Here is a 24,639-nt window from a genome sequence, read left to right on the forward strand (position 1 = left end):
TAGTTACTCCATTTATTATATCTTGTTACTTCATTTTAAACATAATTGTGCTCAAATAAAAATAAACCTGTCAGCCATAATGAACTGACAGGTTTATTTTTATAATTTCGTACGAACATTCCAAAGCTCTGGGAAGAATCTTTGATCAAGTACTCGTTTTAAATAAGAAACACCGGAGGATCCACCTGTTCCCATTTTATGTCCAATAATTCTTTCTACTGTTTTCATATGACGGAAACGCCATTGTTGTAGCCAGTCTTCAATATCAATCAATTTTTCAGCAAGCTGATATAAATCCCAATATTTTTTCACATCCACATACACTTCTAACCACGCCGCTTCTACTGTTGCATCTTCTTCATAAGGCTGCGTAATATCACGGTTTAACACATCTTTATGAATAGGGAATCCTTCTTTTACTAATGCTTGAATCGCGACATCATATAGACTTGGTGCATGTAGCGCTTTATGAAGTCGTGCATGTAATTCTGGATCCTTTTCATAAATTTTTAATGCGTGCGGCGTTTTATAGCCAAGTGCATACTCAATCATACGATATTGATACGATTGAAAACCTGAAGCTTGACCGAGTGAATCACGAAACTCAATATATTCTGATGGTGTTAATGTCGCAAGAATATCCCAAGATTGAATAATTTGAGACTGAATTTTCGATACACGTGCTAACATTTTAAAAGCTGGTTGTAATTTATCTTGTTTAATAGATTCAATCGCCGCATTTAGCTCATGTAAAATGAGCTTCATCCAAAGCTCACTTGCTTGGTGGATAACGATAAATAACATTTCATCATGATGGTCCGATAATCTTTTTTGAGAAGATAGTAAACTATCTAATTGTAAATACTCCCCATACGTCATATTCTCTTTAAAATCCGTATGAATCCCTTTTTCAATAATTACTTTTTCATTTTCTTTCATATTAGCCAAACGCCCCTTTTATATAATTCTACTTATATTGGTCTAATAACGGCTCGAACTGGACTTCCATCTGCATCAGTTAATGCAAGTGGTAATGCAATAAGTTCATAATCACCGTCTGCTACATGATCTAATACGACATTTTCTAAAATATGAATTCCATGTTTAAATAATTGATGATGCGCTGCTAATTCTTTATCATCTAACGGATCAACTGATGGTACATCTACTCCGATTAAACGAATACCTTTCTCTGATAGAAAAGGTGCTATGTCTGCACGTAAATGAGGGATCACATCTGGAAATTCTTCATTTTTTCCATGTGAAGATGTACGTAATAATAATCGTTCTACACCTTCTAAATGAAAGTTTTCTAATTCCTTTTTCCCGATGCTTTCAAGATTAGAAACGTCAATAATCCGTGCTGGGCCAACATAAACTTGAACATCTAAATCCAATACTTTCTTTCCATCATTATCAAAATGAAATGGTGCATCAATATGAGTGCCTGTATGAATACTCATCGTTAACTTTCCGACATTTACCGAGCCACTTTCTTCTTTTGACCATGAAACTTCATACGAGAACGGTGTGTCTCCTGGCCACGTTGCAATATTATTATTTAGCGGTTGTGAAATATCAATCCACTCTGATGTTTTCATACTTATGCCACAACCTCTCGCTTATTTTCAAACTGCTTATACTTTTCTTCTTTCATAATTCCCTTTAATATTTGTACAGATTTCCACACTTCTTCGTATGTGTTATATAAAGCGACCGGCGCAAGTCTCACTCCATTTGGCGCTCTAAAATCTGGAATTACTCCATTTGCCTTTAGCGCTTTACATATACGTGCTGCTTCTGCATGCTCTAAATAAATGTGCCCGCCTCGACTTTCATCCTCTAACGGATTTCCAATTGTAAATCCGAAATCTTTTAATTCATGATCAATTAAATTCAGCATGTATCTCGTAATATGTAAAGACTTCTCACGTAAACGTTCAATACCAGCATCTTTGAAAATTTCAAGAGAACCAATTAATGGTGCTATACTTAATACGTGAGGTGTACCAATTTGATAAGCACCTGCATGATCAGCGGCTGTTAATGTATGCTCCATATCAAACTGCTTATCTTTTTTAGAACTAAACCATCCAGACAACCCTGGCAGTCTATTAAAATGTTTATTATTTACATAAAGTCCTGCAACACTACCCGGTCCTGCATTTAAATATTTATAATTGCACCAAACAGCAAAATCAACATCCCAATCTTTGAAATGATGCGGAATAGATCCTATTGAATGACATAAATCAAATCCGATATGAATGTCTCGTTTATGTGCTTCCGTTGTTAAACGTTTCATATCAAGAATTTGACCACTTCTATATAAAACAGAAGGTAATAAAATTAAAGCGATATCATCTTCCATCGCATGAATAATATCTTCTTCAGAAAGTGTTCTACCATCTCGGCTTTTCACTCTTACTAGATGCTCATCTGGGTCTAATCCTTTTAAACGTATTTGACTTTGAAGTGCATAAATATCTGACGGGAAAGTTAATTCATCCGCAAGTATTTTTGTACGTATTCCTTTCGGTTCATAAAACGTCGCAATAACTTGGTGTATATTTGTAGTCGTAGAACCGGTTACAATAGTTTCCTCCGGTAAAGCTCCAATAAGAGGGGCTGTAAGTTTACCTAATTTCTCTGAAAGGAAGAACCACGGGTGCTCACCTTCAGTCCAACCGTCAATTCCATATTCTTTCCACGAATCTAGCAACGTAAGTAATGATTTCTCTGCTCTTTTTGAAAGTAGCCCTAATGAGTTTCCATCTAAATATATAGTACCTTCTTTTTTATAGAATTCAGTTTGAAAATCTTTCAGTTCATCATGTTTATCACATTCAAGCGCATACTTATAAGTTGGTTGAAATGGTTCTTTATACATGGTGTCACCTTCTCTTAATTTTCTTTTTATTCTAACTAATTGAAATATAGCACCTTAATTGATATAACGTCAATGATATTATGTCAGTTGACTTTATATATGAACTTCTTTTACAATACAGTTATATTTTCAGACATTTCAGTATAAAGAGGTGATTCTTTGAAAAACTCTACTCTTTCATCAAGAAAACACCGCTCCTTAGAAACGAAGAAGAAACTACTACACTCTGGTTACACTATTTTTATACGTAACGGATTTCAAAAAACGACAATTACACAAATTATTAAACATGCAGAAACCGGTTACGGAACAGCATATGTATACTTCAAAAACAAAGACGATCTCCTAATTAGTTTAATGGAAGATGTTATGAATCAATTTCATAATATTGCCAAGCGCTCCTTTTTGCCTCAAACGAAGGAAGAAGCTCATAAAATGATTCGAAATCAAGTTAGAGCATTTCTCCAACTAGCAAAGAAAGAACGAGCTATTTTACAAGTTGTAGAAGAAGCAATCGGATTATCAAAAGAGATACGTAAAAAATGGGACGAGATACGGGAACGCTTCATAAACAATATTACGCAGGATATTACATACTCTCAAGAAAGTGGATTAGCACAGCCTGAATTAAATAAAGAAATTGTAGCACGTGCTTGGTTCGCAATGAATGAGATGTTTCTTTGGGCGATTGTGAAAAATGATAAAAAATTAGAGTTAGAAGAGATAGTACATACATTGACGGAAATGTATACGACGGGGTTATATAAATAGCACACCTGCAATAAATACGGTGTGCTATTTTACATTTATAAAAATATTTTATCTGGGTATGGCAATGCTAAAAGGGGCTTTTCAGATAAAGGGAAATATTTTAGTTTTAACGATTCACCATCTATCGATTTCAACTCGCCACCGCTAACTTCACACTCAAACACAACAATAATATATTCTACTTCATCACCATTCGGATATGTATGGCGGTACTTTTCTCCTCCAAATACTCCTTTTTGTTTTTTTACTTGTACTTTCAATCCTGTTTCTTCCCAAACTTCCCTAACTACTGCTTCTTCTGGAGTTTCCCCAAGTTCAATTGCTCCAGCTGGCAAACTCCAGTATTCCCCACCAGGATATTGAAATAAAGTGAAACTTTAATCAGTGGGGGTTTTATTATCCCCCACTGATTATTAGTTGAACCAATCGGGCTTTTACGGGCAGTTGATCCCCCACCTAACTTCTTTGCTTTCGCTGAATTTTGAGATGGGAGTCTTACTGCCCGTTAATGCGGGATAAAATATCCCCCTGTTTATTTTTTATAATAGCAGCTACACTCGGCATGAATATTAGTTCATGCCCTAATTGCTCACGGATTTTTTATAATATAGTGACATTGATATACTATTCTCTCCTAATCTATTAATAACTGTATTTTCTGATATTTATTGTATAATATTCTTAATACAAACTTCTATATAGAAAGGATAAAAACATGTCGCAAGAAAAACTTGCAAACAAATTTCTATCATTTACTGAAAGTGGTACTCAATAGATTGAGTACCACTTTTACTTTACATGCTTTTCATTAGCGTACTTTTTCTTCAGTCACCCTACTCACAATTCCAACAATAAATTTATATTCAATCCTTCTCTTCTTATCTTTCTTAAAACCCTCTTTCGTATCAAAAATAAAACACGTTTTCCGAAACCAAATTCGTACGTATACAGACTCTAAGTAAATAGGTTTTATAATTCCTCGTTCTTCAAATTCAGTCCCATCTTTATTTTCAGTTTCCGTTCGAACGAACCACTTATTCCCGATTCCAATCTCAATATACTTCACATACTAACCTCCATTAGGAAATTTCCCTTCTAACAATTCTATTATTTCCCCGGTAAGCGCAGATTCCGACAGAACATGAGCCCACAAAGAAAAAGTAGATTACAAAAATCTACTTTATAACTTATATTTTTGCATTCGCTTATAAAATGTACTACGGGGTACATCTAATAGTTTTGCAGCTAATGAAACATTTCCGTTTGTCTTTTGTAATACCTCAATCATGCTATCACGCTGTATTTTTTCGCGAAAATTTAGTGGATGTTCTGTTTTATTTTCAACTTGTAACTCAAGTTGTTGTTGATTTCCCATCATTGTTTGTAGCAAAAAAGCGACTTGCTTTTCGCATATTTCCCGTCCTTGCGACAAGATGTAAATGCGTTCTAATACATTTACTAGTTCTCGAATATTTCCGGGCCATGTATGTTGTAAAAATTGATTGCAAATACTCTTTGGAAATACAACATTCCAATTCTTCCGTTCGCAAAAGTGTTGTATAAAATATGAGATATCCTCTTTTCTTTCTATTAACGATGGAACATATAACGGATAAACGTGCAAACGATAATATAAATCTTGACGGAATTTCCCTTCTTCTACTAACCGTAGTAAATCTTTATGTGTGGCAGTAATAATACGAATATTTACTGGTACCTCTTTTGAACTTCCTATTGGAGTTATTGTACGTTCTTGTAAAACACGCAATAATGCTACTTGCATCTCTGGTGGTACTTCACCAATTTCATCTAAAAATAATGTTCCTCCATGCGCTTGTTCAAATTTCCCTTTATACCCTTGACGTCGCGCACCTGTAAACGCACCTTCAACGTAACCGAACAATTCACTTTCCATTAATTCTTTAGGCAGAGAACCGCAGTTAACAGCTATAAAGGGCCCATCTTTTCTTGGGCTATTTTCATGAATCGCTCTCGCAACATATTCCTTTCCTACTCCTGTCTCACCACATACATACACACTAGCATCAGTCGGTGAAACAAGCTTAATTTCTTCTAGTGTGTGTTGAAATGCTTTGCTTGTCCCGGTAACTCCTGAAAAAGTAATTCCTTTTATAAATGCGAAAGCAGAATATGTATTTATTTGTTTGTTTTTCTTTAAATACATACATTTCCCAATCATTCTTTCATTACTATATACTGGTATCTCTAATTTAGTTTCCAATCCATGGTGCATTAACTCTTCAAGCTTCATTCTTGACCAATTATTTATTCGTTCACGAACACTCTTACTCGCAGAAACGATAACATCACGATGATTACAAATAACTACTTGTTCGTCACTATCAATGACATCCAAAAAACGATGAATTAAGTGTAATTCATTTTGATGAACTCTTATGCTACATTCACGTTCTATTGCATGTGCAATTGAAGTTACCATACCGAGCATATATGGATGCGAAAATTCAATTGGACAGGAGAAATCTAGAACACCAATTAATTTCCCGTCATCATTATGGATAGGAGCAGCCGCACAACTCCAGCTATGAGATGCCACGGAATAATGTTCAGTACCACTTATCATAATAGCTTCTTCAATTTCTAGCGCTGTTCCAATTGCATTTGTACCAACAGCTGCTTCTGTCCATTTTACACCTTCAATAAAATTAATATGTTTCGCTCGCTTTAACGTTTGTTTATTTCCACTTAACGATAGAACATAACCATCTGGATCGATTAATAATGCCATCATTTGTAGTTCATCAATGGTTTTTCTCATATTTTGTATTTGAGGTAATGCTATATCAAGAAAAATTTCACTCTTTTTCTTTTGTTCTTGAAAAACATTAGAAGACAAAATTTTCTGACCTTTATTCATATAAGGATTCACATTTGCTTGTCTACATCGATGCCATGACTCTGAAATTCTTTCGTTTATACGGTTCGAATCAAAGACTCCTTCATCAATAAACTTTTTCCATGTATGTAAGTAAAACGGTGAAGCTAACATTGTATCATCTCCCTTTTAATTGTTTTGGAGATTTATAAAACATACTTCTATTATAAAACTGAATAAAAGCGTTTTCAATACAACTAGAAAGATGACACAAATATGTTAATAATTTGAATATATTAATGTGCGTCTTTATTCTTTTTTAGTAGCACCATATTTTGTATAATGGACGCAAAGAAAATACATAACCAAAACCACTTTTGTGGATTACCATTTATAAAGAAAACAATCACGGCTATTGCAAATAAAATAGCGGCTGATAAACTAATATATAATTTCGTTCTGACCTGCATTAGTCTTCGCTCCTATTATTTTACAGTACATACTAACTCTTCATTTTTCATCTCTACTATGTACTTCTGTAAAACATATTCTCTTCCGCCATGTTTTTCATACCAATCATGTATTCTTTTTACATGAATCTCGTCACTTCTAATTTTCGATTCAATTTCTTTATACCTTTCAAAACTATCATATTCCCATATGGCGAATACTTCAGACGTACCATTCTTATTACCTTTCATCCAGCGTCCTATTAGCCTAGAGCCATGCTTTAACTGATTAGGTAAGTTCGTGTTATTGAAATGATCATTAAATACTTCTATGAATTCATTTTTCACTACATAGTACTTCCTTCTGTAAAACATACCTCTTCCCCTCTTTTATGAAAAGTATCAGTAAACCTTCCCATCACTACCGTATTATAATACTTTCCATCCGATAGTCTTTTGTCATTTTTCAAAATGCCTTCTACTTCAAAACCTAATTTTTTATACAGATGAATAGCTTTCTCGTTTGTCTCTAATACTTGTAAAGATATTTTATTTACTGCATTTTCATCAGCCCATTTAATAGATTGTTGCAATAGACTCTTACCCATTCTATATCCCCAAAACTCTTTTAAAATACAAACACCAAACTCCACTTTATGAGATAATCTCTTAAAATTTGACCCTTCACATCTTGAAAATCCAACGATTCGATTGTGCACTTCTACAACTAAAAAGAGATTCTTAGTCTCTTCACTATCTGTTTTTATTATTTTTTGAAATCCTAGATCATCTATAAATCCCTCTCCAGCATCTCTATCCATATTTTCAGTTTCTCCATCAATCTGAACTCTAATTTTCGATAACTGCTCTGCATCTTTCTCAGCTGCAGAACGAATTGTATAAGTTAATCCATTTATATGAAACTCTTGCTCTTTTACAATCATGTCAAACTCCTTTCAAATGAATATAATGGCGCTATTACAACTTGTTTACCTTGTTTCTCAAAGTCCTGAACAGTTTCTTTACTAGCCTCTTCGTCAGTTATAATAATGTCAATTTTTTTTAGAGACTCTCCTCTTATAAAACAATCTATTCCAAGTTTATTATGCGGAACTAAACAAATATTTCTTCTAGCAATTTCACTTACTCTTTTACTAAAATAAGCAACTTCAGGTGTTGCGGTACTAATACCTTGTAATGAAATGCCTCCACCTGTAGAGAAATACAGATCAATAGAAAATCTACTTATCAATTCAGAGGCAAGTGTATCAGTAATATTCCCTGAAGGTTTTACTTTTCCGCCAATTAAATACGTATCAATATTCTTATATTCTCGTAGATAACCAGCTATTTCTATAGAATTCGTAATAACCGTAAATGATACTTCCGGTAAATATTTCAGCATCGCATTATGAACGGAAGCCCCACCAATAAAAATTGAATCACCTTCTTGTATATAAGATACCGCAACTCTTGCAATTGTGTCCTCATATATTGAGCTATCACTATAACGTTTAGTTGGTTCCGCAGCTAAGTTTCTCACTCGCGTAAGTTCAATTGCACCTCCGTGCGTTCTTTTTAATAAACCTTCCTTCTCCATAATAGACAAATCTCTTCTTATAGAATCAATAGACATATCAAATCTTTCCGCAAGATCCTTTGCGATTACTCTTCCATCTGTATTAAGTAGTTCTAAAATTTTCTCTCGACGTTCTTCAGTAAACATGTTATCACCACCGTTATTGAAGATTCAGAAATTTGAACTTTATATTAATTATATGCACGTTTCTTCCGTTTCACAATATTTTCAATCCTTTTTCTTCCGTCTTTATGCAGTGTTTTCCTCTTTTTCTATTTTGTTAACTTTACATAAAATAAATGCAGATTTGCATATTTCACTAAAAGACTTCTATTTATTTCCTTATTCATGTAAAATTATTCCTATGTTTTACTTTTTAATACAGAAAGGGATTACTATGAAATCATTAATCAAAACGACATGTACAGCATTATTATTTACAGGAATATTAACAGGGTGCAATAGCAATACTACACCAAAACAAGAAAAGAGCGCTCTCGAAAAGAATGCAATGCACTATGGAGAAATAGTTAAAAACGAATACTATAGAGCGACAGTTGAAAATGCAAAGTTTGAAAAAATAGACGAAGAGCGGCGCCTTACTACTCGTGTTATGATTAATAATGTTCGAGACGATGGACAAACTATTGATCTTTCGGAAATAAAATATTTCATACAAGATGAAAAAACTGGTCAGAAATATGAAGGTAAAGCTCATCCGATAGGTGACGAGCACTATAAAAATGTTCCACACGAATTCTCTTTAACTACTGACGTTGTATTTGAACTGAAAACTTCACCAAAAGATTTAAATAATATGTATTTATACATAGATAGCAAAGCTGCGCCGTTAACAAATACATATTGGAAACTTGATAATTTAGTATCTAAATAGAAAGACCAGTCTTATACGACTGGTCTTTTTACATTCATACATTTAACTTTCATTAACACTTATATTAATTTTCTAATAACAACTTGAATAACATCAGCTAAACCAGTGTGCCCTTTCCCTTCAACTCGCTCTTGTTCTCCATTAAAGAAATGAATTACCTTATGTTCTTCACACCAAGTAAGGATATCAATTGGATCATACAGCATATCAACATCTTTTGGTCCACCAGTACTATAGTTTATTTGTTTTTTTGAGTAAACTTCAAACATAATTAATCCACCAGGTTTTATCGTTTGTATCATTTTATCTAATATCATTTTTTTATAATCATCATGAAAATGTCCAAATACCATAATTGCCGCATCATATTCATTTTCTGGCAAACTATCAGCTAATAAATCTACTTTTTTTGTATGCACGTTTACGTTATGCTTCTCTGCCAATTTTTTTGTCTTTTCTAATCCATCTTTCGAATAATCAATAGCTGTTACTTCGTTCCCTTGTCTTGCTAGAAATACAGCATTTCTACCTTCTCCCTCCGCAAATGCTATTACTTTATTGTGATTTGCTAAACGAAATGCTTGTTCTTTAATAAATGTATTAGGTTCTTCCCCGTAAAAATATTCATCTGATTTATATCGATCATTCCAAAAATTATTCATCATCTTCTCTCCTTCGTCATATCATTTTCTAACTACAATTAAAGATATTAAAGAGCCTTTTTATCCTTAATTAATTTAAAAATAAAAGCAGATTAAAAATCCACTTTTATTTTTTTCGCAAGATCTACGATTTTTTGATTTCTTAACTCTTCTTCCATTTTCTCTTCTGCTGCGAGCATTGCCTCATTAATTAAACATCCAGGTTTGTCATGTAAACAACAGTCAAACAATGATGTTTTGCCTTCAATTGCATGTATAATATCTAAAAATGAAATATCTTCCCAATTCTTACTAAGCGAGTAACCGCCCTTTGGACCAGATGATGAGTGTATCATCCCTTCCTTCGTCAACTTAGTTAGTATTTTAGACAAGTACGTTGGTGAAACATTTTGCATTTCTGCTAATTGGTAAACACTAACTAACTTATTTGGTGTGGCCTTTGCCAGAAAAAGCATTGTATGAAGAGCATAATTTGTAGCTTTAGAATATTTCATAGTACAGCTCCTATTGTAGACTCCATGTATCTACAATAACTTTATTTTTTTATTATGTCAAACGTTTGTAATACTCCATACAACATTATTTCTTCACAAGTAATACATCTGCTGCGCAAATCGTCACTTCTCTAAATGGAGAGTCAAATAAAACACCTAGTTCAAAACCATCTTCAGTAAGAGCTATTTCATGATATAGCCACCAAGCACTGTCAAAGTTTTCCTGCATAGAACACTTTGTTACTCCTATAAAGGTTACTTCAAGTTTATCAAATTCACTAAAAGTACCACTGCAATCTAATACGATAGACAAAGTATCTTCTGATTCTCTCTTTATTACTTTAATTACACTATCGTGTAGTGATGTCTTGTGTAACTGAGCGACATTTGACGGAAGTTTTTTCTCAATGGAATTAAAATATTCTACGTATGATTGATCTAATTGTGCCATTCTTTTCTCATAATCTGTTGTCCACTCTTGCATAAGTTTTTTCAGTTCACCTGATGGGTATTCTGAATTAATTGTTATGTTTTGTATAATTGAGTATATCGATTCAGGAAGGAATTTTAATAAATCTATTTTCCTTTCCTCTATTTCTTCCTTTAAACTTTGTATATCCATTTCCGACCATTCTTTTATAGACTCTATAAAACTTACAAATTCTAAAACTTGCATTTTTTTATACCATTCTCTTGTAAAATATTTCAATGACACCTCTCCTAAAATATCTTTACATCCAGTAAAAGCAATACATCCACTTATTATATCATTCCAATAACCATTTTTTCTAAAGAAATAATGTAAAAATGTAAATATTCCGCCTATTATTTCTAAAACTTCAGAATATTTACAAAAGTATAAAATTAGAATACATTTTAGCTGTACAAGATTCACCTGTACAAAAATTCAAACAAAAAGGGATGGTTATATGTTGAAGAAATTAGTAGCAGGGACATTAGTAGCGGGTTTTGCATTAACTGGAGGACTAGGTGCAGTAAGTGCTGAGGAAAAAAGTAACACAATTAAGTCATTTGATTATTTAAAAGTGGATGAACAAAATGTTAATTCATTTGCAAAATTAAGTGATCAGGATAAGAAAGATATCCAAATTACTATGGTATTACCTAAGCAAAATGAAAATGGAGATTGGCTAGCTTATGGTTTTACTAGCCGCGAAACATTGGATGCGTATATTGCAAAGGATAAAAAAGCAATTAAAAATAATATTAATCCTTTAGGTAGTGGTGCTGGTAGTACTGATTTTTATGAACATAAAGATAAAGGTGGCCAATATATTTACTGGAGCAGTGGCTTTAAAAACTTACCATCTAGCTGGAATGACAGAATTTCTTCTGTAAGTACAGCGTCGCCTTCTGCAAGTTATTCAACAACACTTTGGGAACACACTTCAACACAAGGATATGGAAAAGGCGTTTTATTTAAACACGCTGATTGGTACGGTAAAACTGCTAATTTAGCTCCTGAATGGAACGATAAAACTTCAGCTATTGACATTAAAAAGTAATAGAGGATTTAATTTCTTCTATAAAAATTCAAACCACTATTCTCTCATTCATTTAGAGAATAGTGGTTTATTATAATTCGATTTAAGCATGTACAGCCTGTCCTACAGCTTGCAATAATGCTTCATGAATCGCTTCAGATAAGGTTGGATGCGCTGCAATATAATCTCTCATTATATCAGCGGTAACTTCTGTATGAATCATTACGGTCCCTTGACCAATAAGTTCAGTTGCATGAGGACCGATAATAGAAATCCCTACAATTTCTTGGTATTTAGGTTCCACAATGACTTTTACTTTACCCGTTTGTTCTCCTAAAATAAGAGCTTTTCCGTTCGCTGTAAAATGGAATTCTCCAATGAGAATATCACCATATTGTTCTCTTGCACCTTTTTCACTTAACCCGACACTAGCTATTTCTGGAGCTGTGTATATACAACGGGGAACAGCGTGATAATTTACTTTCACGTCTTCTCCGCTTGCGTGTAATGCTGCTGTCGTTCCTTCATGGAAGGCAACGTGAGCAAGCTGAATTCCACCGATCACATCACCAACTGCGTAAATATGTGATACGTTCGTTTGCATATGTTCATTCACAGCAATCCCTTTATTTGAAAACTGAACTCCTGCCTTTTCTAATCCTAATTGTTGTACTCGTGGTTTTCTTCCTACAGAAACAAGAACAAATTCTGGAGTTACTTCGTGAGTAATTCCCTCGTATTCAAATGAAGCTTGCTTCTTATAGTTATTTAATCCTTTTAAAACTGCTCCCGTAAAAATTTCCACACCATCTTTTTCTAATTTCTCTCTTAAAATATTCGCGATATCTTCATCTTCACCAGGTAGTAATTGCGGTGCCATCTCAACTATCGATACTTTTGTGCCGAGTCTACTATAAATACTTGCAAACTCACATCCTATTACACCACCGCCAACGATTAACAATGAAGATGGTACACTCTCAAGAGACATTGCATGGCTACTATTTAAAATCCATTTTCCATCGAACGGAGCGAATGGTAATTCTGTAGGTTCGGAACCAGCTGCAATAATAAAGCTCCCTCCATCAATTACTTCTTCTTTATTTCCTTGTACAACTCGCACACGATGATCCGTTTCGAATTTCGCTTTTCCTTTTACAACTTTAATTTTATTTTTCTTCATTAAATATTGTATTCCTTGGACGAGTTGCTTTACGATTTGTGATTTCCTCGCCTGTATTTGACCCCAATCAATTGAGATATTTTCTGTATTAATCGTAACTCCATAATCATTCGCTTTTCTCACAATGTCATGTACTTCAGCACTTTCTAACAGTGATTTCGTAGGCATACACCCAACATTTAAACATGTTCCGCCAAGGTCAGCTTCATCAATAAGAGTGACATCTTTGCCATTTTGAGCCGCGGTAATTGCTGCTACATAGCCAGCAGGTCCACCCCCAATAACAACTAATTTACCCATTCTCTCACCTTCTCTTTATAAAAGAATTGTTATAGGTTCTTCTAAATAATGTTTAATTGTGCGTAAAAATGCAGCTGCTGGTGCACCGTCTAATACACGATGATCGAATGTTAAACTTAAAGGTAACATACTTCCTTTTCTTAGTTTTTTCCCTTTATATACAGGAACATGTTCAATTGCACCTACACCTAAAATACCAGTTTCAGGTGTATTTAATACCGGCGTAAAATATTCAATACCAAAGCTACCTAAATTACTAATTGTAAATGTCGTTCCGTGCATATCATCACTACTTAAGCTACCTGCTCGTGCCTTTTGTGCCACATTCTTAATCTCTTTAGACAACTCTACTAAAGATAAATTAGTTGCAAAGCGAATAGCCGAAACGACTAATCCTTTTTCTAATGCGACTGCCATGCCTAAATGAACATGTTCAAATTGATGAATTGCATCATCTATATAAGCGCTGTTCATTTCTTTATGCTCCCCAAGCGCTAATACAACAGCACGAGAGACGAAATCCGTAATGGTTAGTTTGTTATCATATCTTTTTTGTACAACTTCTGCTATTTCTTTATGTAAAGCAACTAAATCTGTTACATCTACTTTCATCGTTAACGTTAATTGTGCGCTATTTTGTAAGCTTGCGTGCATACGATTTGCGATTGCTTTACGCATACCAGTAACAGGAACCGCGTTACTTTCTTCTCGTTCAGATATTTCCGGAACGTTTACTCTTACCTCAAGTACTTTTAATACATCTGCCTTTGTAATCCTTCCGCCAGGACCTGTACCAACTAATGCCTTGATATCCAGATTTTCAGACTTTGCAATTTTCTTGGCTACAGGTGAAATTTTAATTCTTTGCTTCGATACTTCTTTCCCATTTGCTTCTTGATTTTGTACATTTTGTACTTCTATATTAGATGTTTTTTCTTCTACAACATGTGTGCTTTCCTGCATTTCTACCTTTTCATTCGGTTTACCGATGTAGCAAATTACAGTACCAGGCGGCACTCCTTCATCTTCACTTACAGCTATATCAAGTACCGTACCATCAGCGGGTGCTTCAATTTCCGTTTCAATTTTTTCTGAGTTAATACTAGCGATCAGTTCTCCTTTTGCTACATTATCGCCTGCTTTAATATTCCAGCTCGTAATAATACCTTCTTTCATCGCCATACCTAACTTCGGCATTACAACTTCTACAGCCATGTGTCTCTCTCCCTTCTCATCGTTTTATTACACATGTAATAAAGATCGGTCTCCAATCATTTCTGATACAGTTTCAATTACTTTTTCTGGCGTTGGCAAATACAACTTTTCAAGTGGTGGTGAGAACGGAACAGGTGTATGTGGTGCTGTAATTCGTTTAATAGGTGCATCTAACAAATCAAAACCTTTATCCGCTACAATTGCCGCAATATCTGTTGCAATACTACATCTAGGATTCGCTTCGTCAATGACGATAAGACGATTTGTTTTTTCAACAGATGATAAAATAGTATCTTCATCAAGCGGTGATAAAGATCGTGGATCAATTACTTCTACTTCAAGCCCCTTTTTCGATAATTGCTTTGCAGCTGCAAGCGCTGTATGAACTTGCTTTCCGATTGCGACAATTGTTACATCCGAACCTTCCCGTTTAATATCTGCTTTTCCTAATGGAATTGTATAGTATCCTTCTGGCACTTCACCTTTCATATTGTAAAGTGTTTTATCCTCAAAGAAGATTACTGGATCATCATCTTCAATTGCCGCTAATAATAAGCCTTTTGCATCATACGGTGTGGAAGGAACAACAACTTTAATACCTGGTATGCTCGTAAATAATGCGTACAAACTTTGTGAATGTTGAGCTGCTGCGCTAAAACCAGCGCCATGCATCGTACGTACTGTAACGGGTACTTTTGCTTTACCTCCAAACATATAACGGAATTTCGCACCTTGGTTTAATACTTGGTCAAGACAACTACCGATAAAATCATTAAACATTAACTCAGCTATCGGACGTAACCCAGTTGCAGCAGCTGCCATCGCAGCTCCCATATAACCCGCTTCAGAAATTGGTGTATCTAAAATACGATTTCGGCCAAACTCTTGTACAAGTCCTTTCGTAACACCAAGAACACCACCCCAAGCTTCATCATCTTGCAGGTGATCAACTTGTGCACCGCCTGCAACATCTTCACCTATTAAAATTACATTTTCATCACGACGCATTGAGATTTTCATCGCTTCATTAATTGCAGTTGACATACTTACTGTTCTAGTCATAATTTTTCACCCTCCTCTTATTTGTAAGAAACGTATACATCTTTTAATAATTCTTCATCGTCTGGGTATGGACTATTTTCACTAAATTCAATGGATCTTTGTACTGCATCATCTACTGCTTTTTCCATATCAACAAGTTCAGATTCTGTTAATAAACCTTCATGAATTAAATGCTTACGGAAATTCACAATTGCATCTTTTTCGTTTAAATGTTCTTCTTTTTCTTCTGATGTTTTATATGTTTGCGCTTCACCTTCGAAATGACCATAATTACGATATGTCATACATTCAATAATTGTTGGACCATCACCATTACGCGCACGTTCAACTGCTTCTGCAGCAGCTTTATATACAGCTAGAAGATCTTTTCCATCTACTTGAACACCTGGAATATTATAAGCTTTTGCGCGATCAGCGATAGAATCACAACTTGAAGCATATTCAAATGTAGTTGCTTCACCGTAACCGTTATTTTCTGCAATAAAAATAACTGGTAACTTCCAAATCGCCGCTAAATTAACCCCTTCATGGAATGTTCCTTCATTATTTGCTCCGTCACCGAAGAAGCAAACACTTACATCTTTTGTTCCTTTATATTTAGCTGTTAATGCTGAACCGCAAGCAAGTGGGAAACCCCCGCCTACAATGCCATTCGCACCAAGCATTCCTTTATCTAAATCGGCAATATGCATGGAACCGCCTTTACCTTTACATAATCCTGTCGCTTTCCCGAAAAGTTCAGCCATCATACCATTTAAATCACAACCTTTTGCGATACAATGTCCATGACCTCTATGTGTACTTGTAATACTGTCACTATCCGTTAAGTGGGCACATACACCAACTGCTACCGCTTCTTCACCTGCGTATAAATGAACGAAACCTGGCAAAACGCCTTGCGCGAACAATTCATGCACCTTATCTTCAAACTTACGAATTTCTAACATTTTTTCGTACATCCAATGAGCTTGTTCTTTCGTAATTTCATTCCCTTTACTTTCAGTTGTTTTTAACATGTCCAGCCCTCCTATTTTCTTGTTCGTCTTTTATATTGCAAGTATTGTGCCAAATTCTAATCCTTGATTTCATGGGTTTTCTCATTTCTTTCATAATAAAAAAGTGGACAAAATGAGACGTTTGTCTCGTTTTGTCCACCTTTGTTCACCTAATTTGAGAACTATTATCTTATTCATTCTCAAAGCTCTGCTGTAATTTTCGGATGTAAATAATTTGCCCAATATGATATGCATTATGAGTTGTTACATTCGCTAACACTTCCCACCACTTTGCAGAAACAGGAAATCCCACTACATCACTTTCAACCTTTTCTTCATTAATGAGATTTTGCCATTGTAACAGTTTTTCTAGTAGTTTTTCCCGTAATTCATCGAAAGTTTGATTATCTGAAAGCATAAAACTTTTGTTATTATCTCCTATAGCGGGTACTGCATTCACATTTGATTCTTTATACCTAGTTTGCCACGTAGAGTTCCAATACAGTAAATGTTGTACGATTTCAGCTATACTATTACTCTCTTCATTCGGTTTCCAGCAAGCTTCCCTCTCAGACAAACCCTTAACTGCATCTGAAAATGGCATATACCAACTGGGATCATTTGCATTTGCTAATAACTGATCCGCTAATACAGCTTTTACATGGACCATTTTTCTTCCCTCATTTCATTATCATATTAATATACACTACTCTATATACGCTGATTCCCTATAATCCCCTTTTTTTACATACAAATTGATTTCATACTAAATGTAAGAATAATAGATTTTCTTATCATAACTCGTTATGATAAAAGAAAAAGAAAGCTGGCGAAAAATGAATAAAAAAATCGCAATAATTACTGGAGCCTCAAGTGGATTTGGACTATTAACTACACTCGAACTCGCAAAAAAAGATTATTTAGTTATTGCTACAATGCGGAACCTTGAAAAACAAGTGAACTTACTATCTCAAGCTACTCAACTCAACTTACAACAAAACATAAAAATTCAACAATTAGATGTAACCGATCAAAACTCTATACATAACTTCCAATTATTTTTAAAAGAAATACAAAAAGTAGACCTACTTGTTAATAATGCAGGATATGCAAATGGCGGCTTTGTAGAAGAAATTCCAGTAGAGGAATACCGTAAACAATTTGAAACGAACCTATTTGGAGCTATATCAATTACCCAGCTTGTCTTACCGTATATGAGAAAACAAAGAAGTGGAAAAATCATTAATATAAGCAGCATTAGCGGCCAAGTTGGATTTCCTGGTTTATCTCCTTATGTATCTTCAAAATATGCATTAGAAGGCTGGAGTGAATCGCTTCGCTTAGAAGTAAAACCTTTCGGAATAGATGTTGCTTTAATTGAACCAGGTTCTTATAACACAAACATATGGGAGGTTGGTAAACAACTAGCTGAAAACCAATCTGATACAACATCTCCTTACAAAGAGTATATGGATAAAATACAAAAACATATTAATAGCGGTAGTGATACATTTGGTAATCCGATAGATGTTGCTAATAAAATTGTAGAAATTGCTGAATCTAAGCGTACAAATTTACGATATCCTATTGGAAAAGGTGTAAAATTTATGATTTTTGCGAAGAAGATTCTTCCTTGGAGATTGTGGGAACACCTTGTTTTGAGAAGCTTTAAGAAGATGTAATAAACTTTTTGAAAACTATTTTGAAAGAGGTGCTAATTAAATGTTAGGTTTACCGTATGGGAAAGTGTTTTTAGTGCCGTGGACTGAAGAATGGGAAATTGAGTTTATGAAAGAGAAACAAATCATTGAGGAACAAATTGGCGAACATATTTTAGCGATACACCATATTGGTAGTACTTCTATTCCATATTTAAGTGCAAAGCCAATTATTGATATAGCAATTGAATTAGAAAATTATACGGACGGTATACATTGTATTAAAAAGTTAGAACTACTAAACTATAAATATAGAAAAGAAGTATTACCCGAAAGATACTATTTTAATAAAGGTGAACCAAGAACTCATCAAATTCATATGTATGAACAAGGGAATACATATTTAATAGAACAATTACAATTTCGTGATTACTTAATAGACAATAAAACTGCACGCATGCAGTATGAACAGTTAAAGATTCAACTTTCACAAGCTAATCCTACTGATAAACATAAGTATGCAGAAGATAAAACTAATTTCATTACATCTATATTAACTAAAATAAATGCTTAAATAAACAAGAAACCATTTAGTAGTAAATGGTTTCTTGCTTATTAGTTATTTCATTATTTGTACTATCAAATTTTTATTATACAGCAGGTGGAAAGAAGTAAAATAGTATCGAAGTCATAAAAATAAACGTGAATACCCCAATTACCGAAAATATATATTCTTTCGATTCTTTATCATACTTCCATTCCATCAATGCTCTTAAGATTAACGTCCCACCTAAATAAGTAAAAATGACATAAGCGATATTAACACTTTCAAATTTAAAGATAAATATAAAGCTAGTTATTAAATAAATAAAAAGTAGTCCTATTTCCAATTTTTTATGTAAACTATTTACATGTTTCTTATATCCCCAAAAACCACCCTTGGGCATATTCAATTTTTTTCTTAAAAACTTATCGAGAAAGTAGACAGCTATACAAAAAACAATAGTTATAATCCCAAAAGTAGAAGCTCCCATTTTCACCCCTCCTATTATTTCATTTAATTACTTGAAATAAATTGGACTATATTACGGTTATCCCCTTCTAAATAACTTATGATGCCTTCAGGATATGTCGGCTTCTCCTGTAATTCCTCTAGACTTTTCCAAATTAATATAATATCCTCATGCTCTTTATGCCTTATTTCATTTGTAATGATTTTTTCAACAGTCCCCCAATGTATCAATGTACAATGATGACCATTTTCGTTGCCCCACTCAAAAATATGTTCATTTACAATTGCTAACTCTTGAACATCAACTTTCAAATCGTATTCTTCTATTAACTCTCGAATTATTGCTTCTTTTGACGTTTCACCAAATTCAATAGAGCCACCTGGAAAACGATAAAATGATTCATTCTCATCACATTGTACTAGTACTATTGAATGTTCGTCGTTTACAATCATTACTTCAGCCCGTAAACGTGGTCTTATCATTTTCTCACCCTTTATTTGTATGACCATTCATCACCAATACGTATTATAGAATACATTCAAAATAAAACCTGTAATTATTAGTAACGGAACAATTCCAAACGAAATAATATATTCTTTTGCTTTCCTATCATATTTCCACTGCATATATCCTTGAAAAATGTACAACGTCATAAAAAAGAAAATTGGTATATAAGTCATGTATATTGGATTCAAAATTGAACCTATCATCATAAGTACTACATAAGAAATAATGATAATCCATTGCCCCCATTTATGTGATTGGCTGACATATTTACTATTCCATCCAGTTTGTCTCGGTATATTTAACTTCTTCCTCACAATTTTTTCTAAAAAGAATAAAATTATAATCCATAACAATAAGACAATTAGTTTCAAAAGAAACAGAAAGGCCTCCTCCTTTACCTTTTCTCCGGCTGATCACTCGGATACGTAGCACTCTCTTTATTTTCAACGTCCCAACTAATTATAGTCGCACTATCGCGTCCGAATTGATGATGAACGTGCTCTAATACATGATGAACACTTTCTTCAAGTTTTTTATTATTTCTATTCATATTATTATACAGATTTACTGGCGTTTCATATCGGCGTTCCCCGCATTCTAATACTCCATCTGTCACCATTACAATTCGGTTCTTTCCAGTACGTAATTCACGAATACCTGATGAATAACAAGGAACAGGTAAATCAAATGTGTTTACATTTCCAATCCATTCGTAAAAATGACGTTGATTTAATGCATATTGTCCTAACTTATGTAACTCTTCATGAAATACATACACTAAACAATCACCAATAGAAAGCCACCATATATAATTTTCTTTTCTTACACATAGTAAGCAAGCTGTTTCACCTTGTATTCTTTTGCACTTTTCCTTAAATGAAGATGACTGAAAAATTGTAAGTATATGATTTTCAACATACTGAAATACTGTATCAATTGGTTCATTCAAAATTATTCTTATATTTTCATATTCTTTTTCGATTGTATTTACTACTAAATCAACACTTTCTGCACTATTATGTCCATCTAATATAGCTGCAAATTCCCATTCACCATTTGACCAAACTAATGCACCATCTTCATTCTTTTTCGCTCCAGCACTTATATTCCCGCCATATTTACCAAGTACAATATCACCATATTGCTTAACTGAAATTTCTCCTAAACACATTTCTATATTTCCAACCCATGAATATTGTGTATTATTTGTTGTATGCATACTCATTTACCATATACTTACGTATTCTTTCGCATAGTTTTTTTATTTTCTCTTCATCACCATATGGTGCACCAGTCCATTTCGCTACTTCGGTTGGTGACCAAAATTCTTTTGGTGTATTCGGATAACGTGGAATAATGTGCACCTGCATATGTGGTACACCATTTCCTGAAACAAAAGTGTAAATATACTCTGCACCTTCGCTTTCTTTTAGCGCTTTACTTACTCTACTTGTTATAAGTCCGAACGCTTTCGCTTCTTCATCTGTTAGTTCAGCGAGGCCAGGTACATGTCTTTTTATATCTATCATTACATAACCTAGGTATGATTCTTCACTATCCCAGTAGACATGTCCAACGTAAACGAGTTCATCTTCGTAAATAGCTCCACCTGGAACTATAATATTTCCTTTATGTTTTTCGCAAATGAAGCAGTTTTGTTCTACTTGATTGTTTGTTGACATATCCATCACCATCCTTTTCATATATAATATCACAAAAAAAGGAAAAACAGGTTTAACATTCCGAATATTCATTCTTTTGATACTGCAACTTTGAAATGAATTTACACCTCATTATTTCTTCAAAAACGCAATCCCAATTATAATCCCAATCACAATTCCGATTACTAAATTATTTGTAAAGTGCCCTTGAAATACACCGATCACAACCCCTATACCGACACCTATTGCCAAAGCATCATTTCTTTTTTTATTTTTAGCCAAAATTGCATCTCCTCCCATCATTTCTCCCTAAACAACATGCATTCACTTAAATGTATTAATATACGCACTATCTCGCTTGAATCTTTTCAAAAAAAGCACTTTAACTTCATATATAATATTTTCCATTTTCTGTACATACTCCTTTTATAATGAAAAAATTTCAAGTAACCATTAAATATATATAGGCATTTACTATAAGAAAGATCCGTAATTTATTGACGGAGGAACGATTCAAATGCATCCTCATTGGAATCCAAATATAAATCAACAGTATGTTTATTCCCCCCATCCTGTAAGGAATACATTGCATCATGATTCACAATATATGATGCCGCGCATCGCTAGCCTTGAAAGTCAGTTAGCTAAATTAATCTCATTAATCGAAGAAAATAATCAATTAATTAAATCCATGGAACAACAGCAAAACCAAGTTTGTGCACCAGCTGGAGGTTCTGTTATCGTTCGTATGTAAACTGGATGCAATAAAAAACACACTTTGTAGTATAAAAGTGTGTTTTTTGGTCATTATTTTCTTTTCGTATGGAACCCTTGTGTAATTCGGTCTAATATAATTGCGATTACTACGATAGCTAATCCAGCTTCAAATCCCATTCCGATATTAACTTGTGTTACCGAGCGATATACATCAACTCCAAGCCCAGGAGCTCCTACAAGTGACGCTGTTACAACCATTGATAACGAAAGCATAATGCTTTGGTTCACACCAGCCATAATCGTTCCGGTTGCAAGTGGTAATTGTACTTTAAATAGTTTTTGTGATGCTGTGGATCCAAATGCATTCGCTGCTTCAATTAAATCTTCTGGAACTTGTCTAATTCCTAAGTCAGTAAAACGAATTGTAGGTGGCATTGCAAAGATTACCGATGCAATAATTCCAGGTACTACACCAACTCCGAAAAATGTAATCGCTGGAATGAGGTATACGAATGCCGGCATTGTTTGCATAAAATCTAATGTTGGTTTTAAAAATTTTGAAAAACGTTCATTTTGAGATGCTAATATTCCAATTGGAATTCCGACAATAATTGAAATAATAACAGACGTAAGTACGAGTGCTAATGTTTGCATCGTTTGTGCCCAGTAGTTAATATTTAAAATAAACAATAAGCCGATTAGTGTAAAAATAATTAATGATACTTTTCTCGTTGTGTACCAAATGAGGAAACAAAGGATAATAATCATCAATATGGCCGGTATTATTGTTAAAAAATTAGTGAGTAAATCAACGAATCCGCCGATAATATAAGAGAAACCTCGGAATATGCCTTCAAGGTGCTCATATAAACTTGCAACAAATGAGTCGACCCATTCTCCTAAAGGAATACGTGGTATATTATTCATCGTCTTTCACCTCTTCCTCAATGTTTCCTGCAAGAGCTTGAATGACACTTTCACGTTTAATAATTCCTCTTAGCCTTTTCTTCTCATCGATTACTGGTAACGGATATTTCATCTCCGCCATTTTTGCATATGTCTCTTCCAGTAAAGTATCTAAATACACATGCGGAATATCATTAAGTAATAAATCAGCAATCGGCCATTGTTTTTGAACTGCTTTACTCGCATCATCCGCGGTTAATATACCTAAAAACTCATACTTTTTATTGACAACATATACAGTTGAAACACCTGCATTCCTCATAATTTGAAGGGCTACACGTGGTCCACGATCAATTAATAAAGTTTCTGGTCGTTTTAATATAGATTCCGCTGTAATTACTTTTCCTAAATTCACATCCGCAACAAACTTTTCTACGAATTCATTAGCGGGGCTCATCATAATTTCTTCTGGCGTTCCAATTTGGACAATTTCTCCATCTTTCATTAATGCGATACGATCCCCAATTCGAAGCGCTTCATCTAAATCATGTGTAATAAATATAATCGTTTTTTCCATTTTATCTTGTAACTCTAACAATTCATCTTGCATTTCTTTTCGAATAAGTGGATCTAATGCACTGAATGACTCGTCCATTAGTAATACATCTGGATTATTCGTTAGTGCTCTTGCGATTCCAACGCGCTGCTGCATACCACCACTAAGTTGACTTGGATAATTATCTTTATGATGATCGAGTCCTACTAACTGTAGCGATTCTAACGCTTTTTTCTCTCGCTCTTCTACCGAAACCCCTTGTATTTCTAAACCATATGCAACATTTTGTATAACCGTACGATGCGGAAATAGAGCGAACTTCTGAAATACCATACTCATTTTCGTTCTTCTTACTCTCCGTAACTCTTCTTTTCCCATCGTTGCGATGTCTTCACCATCTATGTATATATGACCTGCAGTTGGTTTAATCAATTGATTTAACATACGAACTAGCGTAGATTTCCCGCTACCAGACAAACCCATAATAACGAAAATTTCTCCAGAGTATACCTCAAACGTTGCTTTTTTTACACCAACGTTCATTCCTGTCTCTTTTAAAATTTCCGATTTGCTTTTCCCCTCTTTTAATAAAGAAAGGGCTCTTTGCGGATGTTTCCCGAATACTTTTGTTACGTTTTCAACACGCACCTTTGTATTATCCATGTCACTACTCCTTTTCTACCCATCTATTCACATAGTGTTGCGATTTTGCAAAGAAATATTACATAAAAATGACATTCATAAGATTTCTTTAAAATTCTCGT

The 24,639-nt window shown here is 34.1% G+C and carries 31 protein-coding genes and 2 pseudogenes; 6 read left to right on the forward strand and 27 right to left on the reverse strand.

Annotated features, from left to right (window positions below; all coding sequences use genetic code 11):
- Nucleotides 1-99: 99 nt before the first annotated feature.
- Genes kynA through kynU form a run of 3 tightly spaced genes read right to left on the reverse strand, consistent with a single transcriptional unit; the run spans nt 100 to nt 2,890 of the window.
- Nucleotides 100-939 carry a tryptophan 2,3-dioxygenase gene (kynA, locus tag MHI28_RS03295; RefSeq protein WP_000661939.1) on the reverse strand — a complete coding sequence of 280 codons (840 nt, stop codon included), beginning with the start codon at nt 937-939 and terminating at the stop codon, nt 100-102.
- A 32-nt stretch (nt 940-971) separates the two neighbouring features.
- Nucleotides 972-1,601 (reverse strand): arylformamidase, encoded by a 630-nt coding sequence (gene kynB, locus MHI28_RS03300; RefSeq protein WP_000858071.1) that lies wholly within the window; start codon nt 1,599-1,601, stop codon nt 972-974.
- Between the two features lie 2 nt (nt 1,602-1,603).
- Nucleotides 1,604-2,890, reverse strand: coding sequence for a kynureninase (gene kynU / locus MHI28_RS03305; RefSeq protein WP_000276310.1), 1,287 nt, complete (start codon nt 2,888-2,890; stop codon nt 1,604-1,606).
- 159 nt (nt 2,891-3,049) lie between these two features.
- On the opposite strand from kynU, the gene MHI28_RS03310 reads away from it, so the two are divergent.
- On the forward strand, nt 3,050-3,661 hold the full coding sequence (locus MHI28_RS03310; RefSeq protein WP_000798548.1) for a TetR/AcrR family transcriptional regulator: 612 nt from the start codon (nt 3,050-3,052) through the stop codon (nt 3,659-3,661).
- A 35-nt stretch (nt 3,662-3,696) separates the two neighbouring features.
- Here the strand turns inward: MHI28_RS03310 and MHI28_RS03315 are convergent.
- From MHI28_RS03315 to MHI28_RS03350, 8 genes and pseudogenes are all read right to left on the reverse strand, one after another.
- Nucleotides 3,697-4,029: pseudogene (locus MHI28_RS03315) on the reverse strand (NUDIX domain-containing protein); the annotation flags it as partial.
- A 151-nt stretch (nt 4,030-4,180) separates the two neighbouring features.
- Nucleotides 4,181-4,284 (reverse strand): annotated as a pseudogene (locus MHI28_RS03320) (phosphohydrolase); the annotation flags it as partial.
- Nucleotides 4,285-4,469: 185 nt separating this feature from the next.
- Nucleotides 4,470-4,727, reverse strand: a complete 258-nt coding sequence (locus tag MHI28_RS03325; RefSeq protein WP_000873836.1) for a DUF3977 family protein — start codon at nt 4,725-4,727, stop codon at nt 4,470-4,472.
- A gap of 114 nt (nt 4,728-4,841) precedes the next feature.
- Complete coding sequence (locus tag MHI28_RS03330) at nt 4,842-6,692, reverse strand: sigma-54-dependent Fis family transcriptional regulator (RefSeq protein ID WP_000881380.1); 1,851 nt, start codon at nt 6,690-6,692, stop codon at nt 4,842-4,844.
- Nucleotides 6,693-6,814: 122 nt separating this feature from the next.
- Nucleotides 6,815-6,988 (reverse strand): hypothetical protein, encoded by a 174-nt coding sequence (locus tag MHI28_RS03335; protein WP_001198098.1) that lies wholly within the window; start codon nt 6,986-6,988, stop codon nt 6,815-6,817.
- Between the two features lie 15 nt (nt 6,989-7,003).
- Nucleotides 7,004-7,342, reverse strand: coding sequence for an NIPSNAP family protein (locus MHI28_RS03340; protein ID WP_000499995.1), 339 nt, complete (start codon nt 7,340-7,342; stop codon nt 7,004-7,006).
- Nucleotides 7,315-7,911, reverse strand: coding sequence for a GNAT family N-acetyltransferase (locus MHI28_RS03345; protein WP_000635676.1), 597 nt, complete (start codon nt 7,909-7,911; stop codon nt 7,315-7,317). Before MHI28_RS03345 ends, MHI28_RS03340 begins: the two co-directional genes overlap by 28 nt.
- Nucleotides 7,908-8,693, reverse strand: a complete 786-nt coding sequence (locus MHI28_RS03350; protein WP_000493644.1) for a DeoR/GlpR family DNA-binding transcription regulator — start codon at nt 8,691-8,693, stop codon at nt 7,908-7,910. The genes MHI28_RS03345 and MHI28_RS03350 overlap by 4 nt, the downstream gene beginning before the upstream one ends.
- A gap of 250 nt (nt 8,694-8,943) precedes the next feature.
- Between MHI28_RS03350 and MHI28_RS03355 the strand changes: the two genes are divergently transcribed.
- Complete coding sequence (locus MHI28_RS03355; protein ID WP_000838462.1) at nt 8,944-9,441, forward strand: hypothetical protein; 498 nt, start codon at nt 8,944-8,946, stop codon at nt 9,439-9,441.
- A gap of 59 nt (nt 9,442-9,500) precedes the next feature.
- Here the strand turns inward: MHI28_RS03355 and MHI28_RS03360 are convergent, their stop codons facing one another.
- The 3 genes from MHI28_RS03360 to MHI28_RS03370 form a co-directional block, all read right to left on the reverse strand.
- Nucleotides 9,501-10,106 (reverse strand): class I SAM-dependent methyltransferase, encoded by a 606-nt coding sequence (locus tag MHI28_RS03360; protein ID WP_002082658.1) that lies wholly within the window; start codon nt 10,104-10,106, stop codon nt 9,501-9,503.
- An 89-nt stretch (nt 10,107-10,195) separates the two neighbouring features.
- Nucleotides 10,196-10,597 carry an Rrf2 family transcriptional regulator gene (locus tag MHI28_RS03365; RefSeq protein WP_000877653.1) on the reverse strand — a complete coding sequence of 134 codons (402 nt, stop codon included), beginning with the start codon at nt 10,595-10,597 and terminating at the stop codon, nt 10,196-10,198.
- An 85-nt stretch (nt 10,598-10,682) separates the two neighbouring features.
- On the reverse strand, nt 10,683-11,306 hold the full coding sequence (locus MHI28_RS03370; protein WP_000873450.1) for a DUF4085 domain-containing protein: 624 nt from the start codon (nt 11,304-11,306) through the stop codon (nt 10,683-10,685).
- Between the two features lie 220 nt (nt 11,307-11,526).
- Here MHI28_RS03370 and MHI28_RS03375 point away from each other — a divergent pair, with 220 nt between their 5' ends.
- Nucleotides 11,527-12,123, forward strand: a complete 597-nt coding sequence (locus tag MHI28_RS03375; protein ID WP_000914437.1) for a hypothetical protein — start codon at nt 11,527-11,529, stop codon at nt 12,121-12,123.
- Nucleotides 12,124-12,205: 82 nt separating this feature from the next.
- Here MHI28_RS03375 and lpdA read toward each other — a convergent pair whose 3' ends face one another.
- From lpdA to MHI28_RS03400, 5 genes are all read right to left on the reverse strand, one after another.
- Entirely contained in the window at nt 12,206-13,585 is a 1,380-nt protein-coding gene (lpdA, locus tag MHI28_RS03380; RefSeq protein WP_000517530.1) for a dihydrolipoyl dehydrogenase, read from the reverse strand.
- 15 nt (nt 13,586-13,600) lie between these two features.
- Complete coding sequence (locus MHI28_RS03385) at nt 13,601-14,800, reverse strand: dihydrolipoamide acetyltransferase family protein (protein ID WP_000257776.1); 1,200 nt, start codon at nt 14,798-14,800, stop codon at nt 13,601-13,603.
- A gap of 27 nt (nt 14,801-14,827) precedes the next feature.
- The gene (acoB, locus tag MHI28_RS03390) at nt 14,828-15,862 is read right to left on the reverse strand and encodes an acetoin:2,6-dichlorophenolindophenol oxidoreductase subunit beta (RefSeq protein WP_000198899.1); all 1,035 of its coding nucleotides are present in this window, start codon (nt 15,860-15,862) and stop codon (nt 14,828-14,830) included.
- Nucleotides 15,863-15,879: 17 nt separating this feature from the next.
- Nucleotides 15,880-16,878 carry an acetoin:2,6-dichlorophenolindophenol oxidoreductase subunit alpha gene (acoA, locus tag MHI28_RS03395; RefSeq protein WP_000921262.1) on the reverse strand — a complete coding sequence of 333 codons (999 nt, stop codon included), beginning with the start codon at nt 16,876-16,878 and terminating at the stop codon, nt 15,880-15,882.
- 169 nt (nt 16,879-17,047) lie between these two features.
- A complete protein-coding gene (locus tag MHI28_RS03400) occupies nt 17,048-17,527 on the reverse strand; it encodes a DinB family protein (protein ID WP_000233779.1) in 480 nt (159 codons plus the stop codon).
- A 166-nt stretch (nt 17,528-17,693) separates the two neighbouring features.
- Between MHI28_RS03400 and MHI28_RS03405 the strand changes: the two genes are divergently transcribed.
- The gene (locus MHI28_RS03405) at nt 17,694-18,539 is read left to right on the forward strand and encodes an oxidoreductase (RefSeq protein ID WP_001034805.1); all 846 of its coding nucleotides are present in this window, start codon (nt 17,694-17,696) and stop codon (nt 18,537-18,539) included.
- Nucleotides 18,540-18,579: 40 nt separating this feature from the next.
- Nucleotides 18,580-19,089, forward strand: a complete 510-nt coding sequence (locus MHI28_RS03410) for a GrpB family protein (protein ID WP_000901208.1) — start codon at nt 18,580-18,582, stop codon at nt 19,087-19,089.
- Nucleotides 19,090-19,165: 76 nt separating this feature from the next.
- Here MHI28_RS03410 and MHI28_RS03415 read toward each other — a convergent pair whose 3' ends face one another.
- The 6 genes from MHI28_RS03415 to MHI28_RS03440 form a co-directional block, all read right to left on the reverse strand.
- A complete protein-coding gene (locus tag MHI28_RS03415; RefSeq protein WP_000501282.1) occupies nt 19,166-19,549 on the reverse strand; it encodes a DUF4181 domain-containing protein in 384 nt (127 codons plus the stop codon).
- 23 nt (nt 19,550-19,572) lie between these two features.
- The gene (locus tag MHI28_RS03420) at nt 19,573-20,010 is read right to left on the reverse strand and encodes an NUDIX domain-containing protein (RefSeq protein WP_000620917.1); all 438 of its coding nucleotides are present in this window, start codon (nt 20,008-20,010) and stop codon (nt 19,573-19,575) included.
- Between the two features lie 30 nt (nt 20,011-20,040).
- A complete protein-coding gene (locus MHI28_RS03425) occupies nt 20,041-20,406 on the reverse strand; it encodes a DUF4181 domain-containing protein (protein WP_000767735.1) in 366 nt (121 codons plus the stop codon).
- A 23-nt stretch (nt 20,407-20,429) separates the two neighbouring features.
- Nucleotides 20,430-21,254: a PP2C family serine/threonine-protein phosphatase gene (locus tag MHI28_RS03430; RefSeq protein ID WP_000557598.1), complete on the reverse strand. Its 825-nt coding sequence runs from the start codon at nt 21,252-21,254 to the stop codon at nt 20,430-20,432.
- Nucleotides 21,238-21,738, reverse strand: coding sequence for an HIT family protein (locus tag MHI28_RS03435; RefSeq protein ID WP_003278553.1), 501 nt, complete (start codon nt 21,736-21,738; stop codon nt 21,238-21,240). The genes MHI28_RS03430 and MHI28_RS03435 overlap by 17 nt, the downstream gene beginning before the upstream one ends.
- 90 nt (nt 21,739-21,828) lie before the next feature.
- Complete coding sequence (locus tag MHI28_RS03440) at nt 21,829-21,996, reverse strand: hypothetical protein (protein ID WP_000508401.1); 168 nt, start codon at nt 21,994-21,996, stop codon at nt 21,829-21,831.
- Nucleotides 21,997-22,213: 217 nt separating this feature from the next.
- Here MHI28_RS03440 and MHI28_RS03445 point away from each other — a divergent pair, with 217 nt between their 5' ends.
- Complete coding sequence (locus MHI28_RS03445; protein ID WP_000553346.1) at nt 22,214-22,450, forward strand: hypothetical protein; 237 nt, start codon at nt 22,214-22,216, stop codon at nt 22,448-22,450.
- Nucleotides 22,451-22,503: 53 nt separating this feature from the next.
- On the opposite strand, the gene MHI28_RS03450 is transcribed toward MHI28_RS03445, so the two are convergent.
- Nucleotides 22,504-23,340 carry an ABC transporter permease gene (locus MHI28_RS03450; protein ID WP_001059837.1) on the reverse strand — a complete coding sequence of 279 codons (837 nt, stop codon included), beginning with the start codon at nt 23,338-23,340 and terminating at the stop codon, nt 22,504-22,506.
- Nucleotides 23,333-24,538 (reverse strand): quaternary amine ABC transporter ATP-binding protein, encoded by a 1,206-nt coding sequence (locus tag MHI28_RS03455; protein WP_000370608.1) that lies wholly within the window; start codon nt 24,536-24,538, stop codon nt 23,333-23,335. Before MHI28_RS03455 ends, MHI28_RS03450 begins: the two co-directional genes overlap by 8 nt.
- Between the last annotated feature and the right edge of the window lie 101 nt (nt 24,539-24,639).

The organism is Bacillus sp. FSL K6-0268, assembly GCF_038005425.1.
GTDB lineage: Bacteria > Bacillota > Bacilli > Bacillales > Bacillaceae_G > Bacillus_A > Bacillus_A thuringiensis_S.

Bases quoted from the DNA above. Each gene is read 5' to 3' on its own strand.
- kynA (WP_000661939.1), bottom strand. From the start codon at position 939: ATGAAAGAAAATGAAAAAGTAATTATTGAAAAAGGGATTCATACGGAT.
- kynB (WP_000858071.1), bottom strand. From the start codon at position 1,601: ATGAAAACATCAGAGTGGATTGATATTTCACAACCGCTAAATAATAAT.
- kynU (WP_000276310.1), bottom strand. From the start codon at position 2,890: ATGTATAAAGAACCATTTCAACCAACTTATAAGTATGCGCTTGAATGT.
- MHI28_RS03330 (WP_000881380.1), bottom strand. From the start codon at position 6,692: ATGTTAGCTTCACCGTTTTACTTACATACATGGAAAAAGTTTATTGAT.
- MHI28_RS03335 (WP_001198098.1), bottom strand. From the start codon at position 6,988: ATGCAGGTCAGAACGAAATTATATATTAGTTTATCAGCCGCTATTTTA.
- MHI28_RS03340 (WP_000499995.1), bottom strand. From the start codon at position 7,342: ATGTTTTACAGAAGGAAGTACTATGTAGTGAAAAATGAATTCATAGAA.
- MHI28_RS03345 (WP_000635676.1), bottom strand. From the start codon at position 7,911: ATGATTGTAAAAGAGCAAGAGTTTCATATAAATGGATTAACTTATACA.
- MHI28_RS03350 (WP_000493644.1), bottom strand. From the start codon at position 8,693: ATGTTTACTGAAGAACGTCGAGAGAAAATTTTAGAACTACTTAATACA.
- MHI28_RS03355 (WP_000838462.1), top strand. From the start codon at position 8,944: ATGAAATCATTAATCAAAACGACATGTACAGCATTATTATTTACAGGA.
- MHI28_RS03360 (WP_002082658.1), bottom strand. From the start codon at position 10,106: ATGATGAATAATTTTTGGAATGATCGATATAAATCAGATGAATATTTT.
- MHI28_RS03365 (WP_000877653.1), bottom strand. From the start codon at position 10,597: ATGAAATATTCTAAAGCTACAAATTATGCTCTTCATACAATGCTTTTT.
- MHI28_RS03375 (WP_000914437.1), top strand. From the start codon at position 11,527: ATGTTGAAGAAATTAGTAGCAGGGACATTAGTAGCGGGTTTTGCATTA.
- lpdA (WP_000517530.1), bottom strand. From the start codon at position 13,585: ATGGGTAAATTAGTTGTTATTGGGGGTGGACCTGCTGGCTATGTAGCA.
- MHI28_RS03385 (WP_000257776.1), bottom strand. From the start codon at position 14,800: ATGGCTGTAGAAGTTGTAATGCCGAAGTTAGGTATGGCGATGAAAGAA.
- acoB (WP_000198899.1), bottom strand. From the start codon at position 15,862: ATGACTAGAACAGTAAGTATGTCAACTGCAATTAATGAAGCGATGAAA.
- acoA (WP_000921262.1), bottom strand. From the start codon at position 16,878: ATGTTAAAAACAACTGAAAGTAAAGGGAATGAAATTACGAAAGAACAA.
- MHI28_RS03400 (WP_000233779.1), bottom strand. From the start codon at position 17,527: ATGGTCCATGTAAAAGCTGTATTAGCGGATCAGTTATTAGCAAATGCA.
- MHI28_RS03405 (WP_001034805.1), top strand. From the start codon at position 17,694: ATGAATAAAAAAATCGCAATAATTACTGGAGCCTCAAGTGGATTTGGA.
- MHI28_RS03410 (WP_000901208.1), top strand. From the start codon at position 18,580: ATGTTAGGTTTACCGTATGGGAAAGTGTTTTTAGTGCCGTGGACTGAA.
- MHI28_RS03415 (WP_000501282.1), bottom strand. From the start codon at position 19,549: ATGGGAGCTTCTACTTTTGGGATTATAACTATTGTTTTTTGTATAGCT.
- MHI28_RS03420 (WP_000620917.1), bottom strand. From the start codon at position 20,010: ATGATAAGACCACGTTTACGGGCTGAAGTAATGATTGTAAACGACGAA.
- MHI28_RS03430 (WP_000557598.1), bottom strand. From the start codon at position 21,254: ATGCATACAACAAATAATACACAATATTCATGGGTTGGAAATATAGAA.
- MHI28_RS03435 (WP_003278553.1), bottom strand. From the start codon at position 21,738: ATGAAAAGGATGGTGATGGATATGTCAACAAACAATCAAGTAGAACAA.
- MHI28_RS03440 (WP_000508401.1), bottom strand. From the start codon at position 21,996: ATGGGAGGAGATGCAATTTTGGCTAAAAATAAAAAAAGAAATGATGCT.
- MHI28_RS03445 (WP_000553346.1), top strand. From the start codon at position 22,214: ATGCATCCTCATTGGAATCCAAATATAAATCAACAGTATGTTTATTCC.
- MHI28_RS03450 (WP_001059837.1), bottom strand. From the start codon at position 23,340: ATGAATAATATACCACGTATTCCTTTAGGAGAATGGGTCGACTCATTT.
- MHI28_RS03455 (WP_000370608.1), bottom strand. From the start codon at position 24,538: ATGGATAATACAAAGGTGCGTGTTGAAAACGTAACAAAAGTATTCGGG.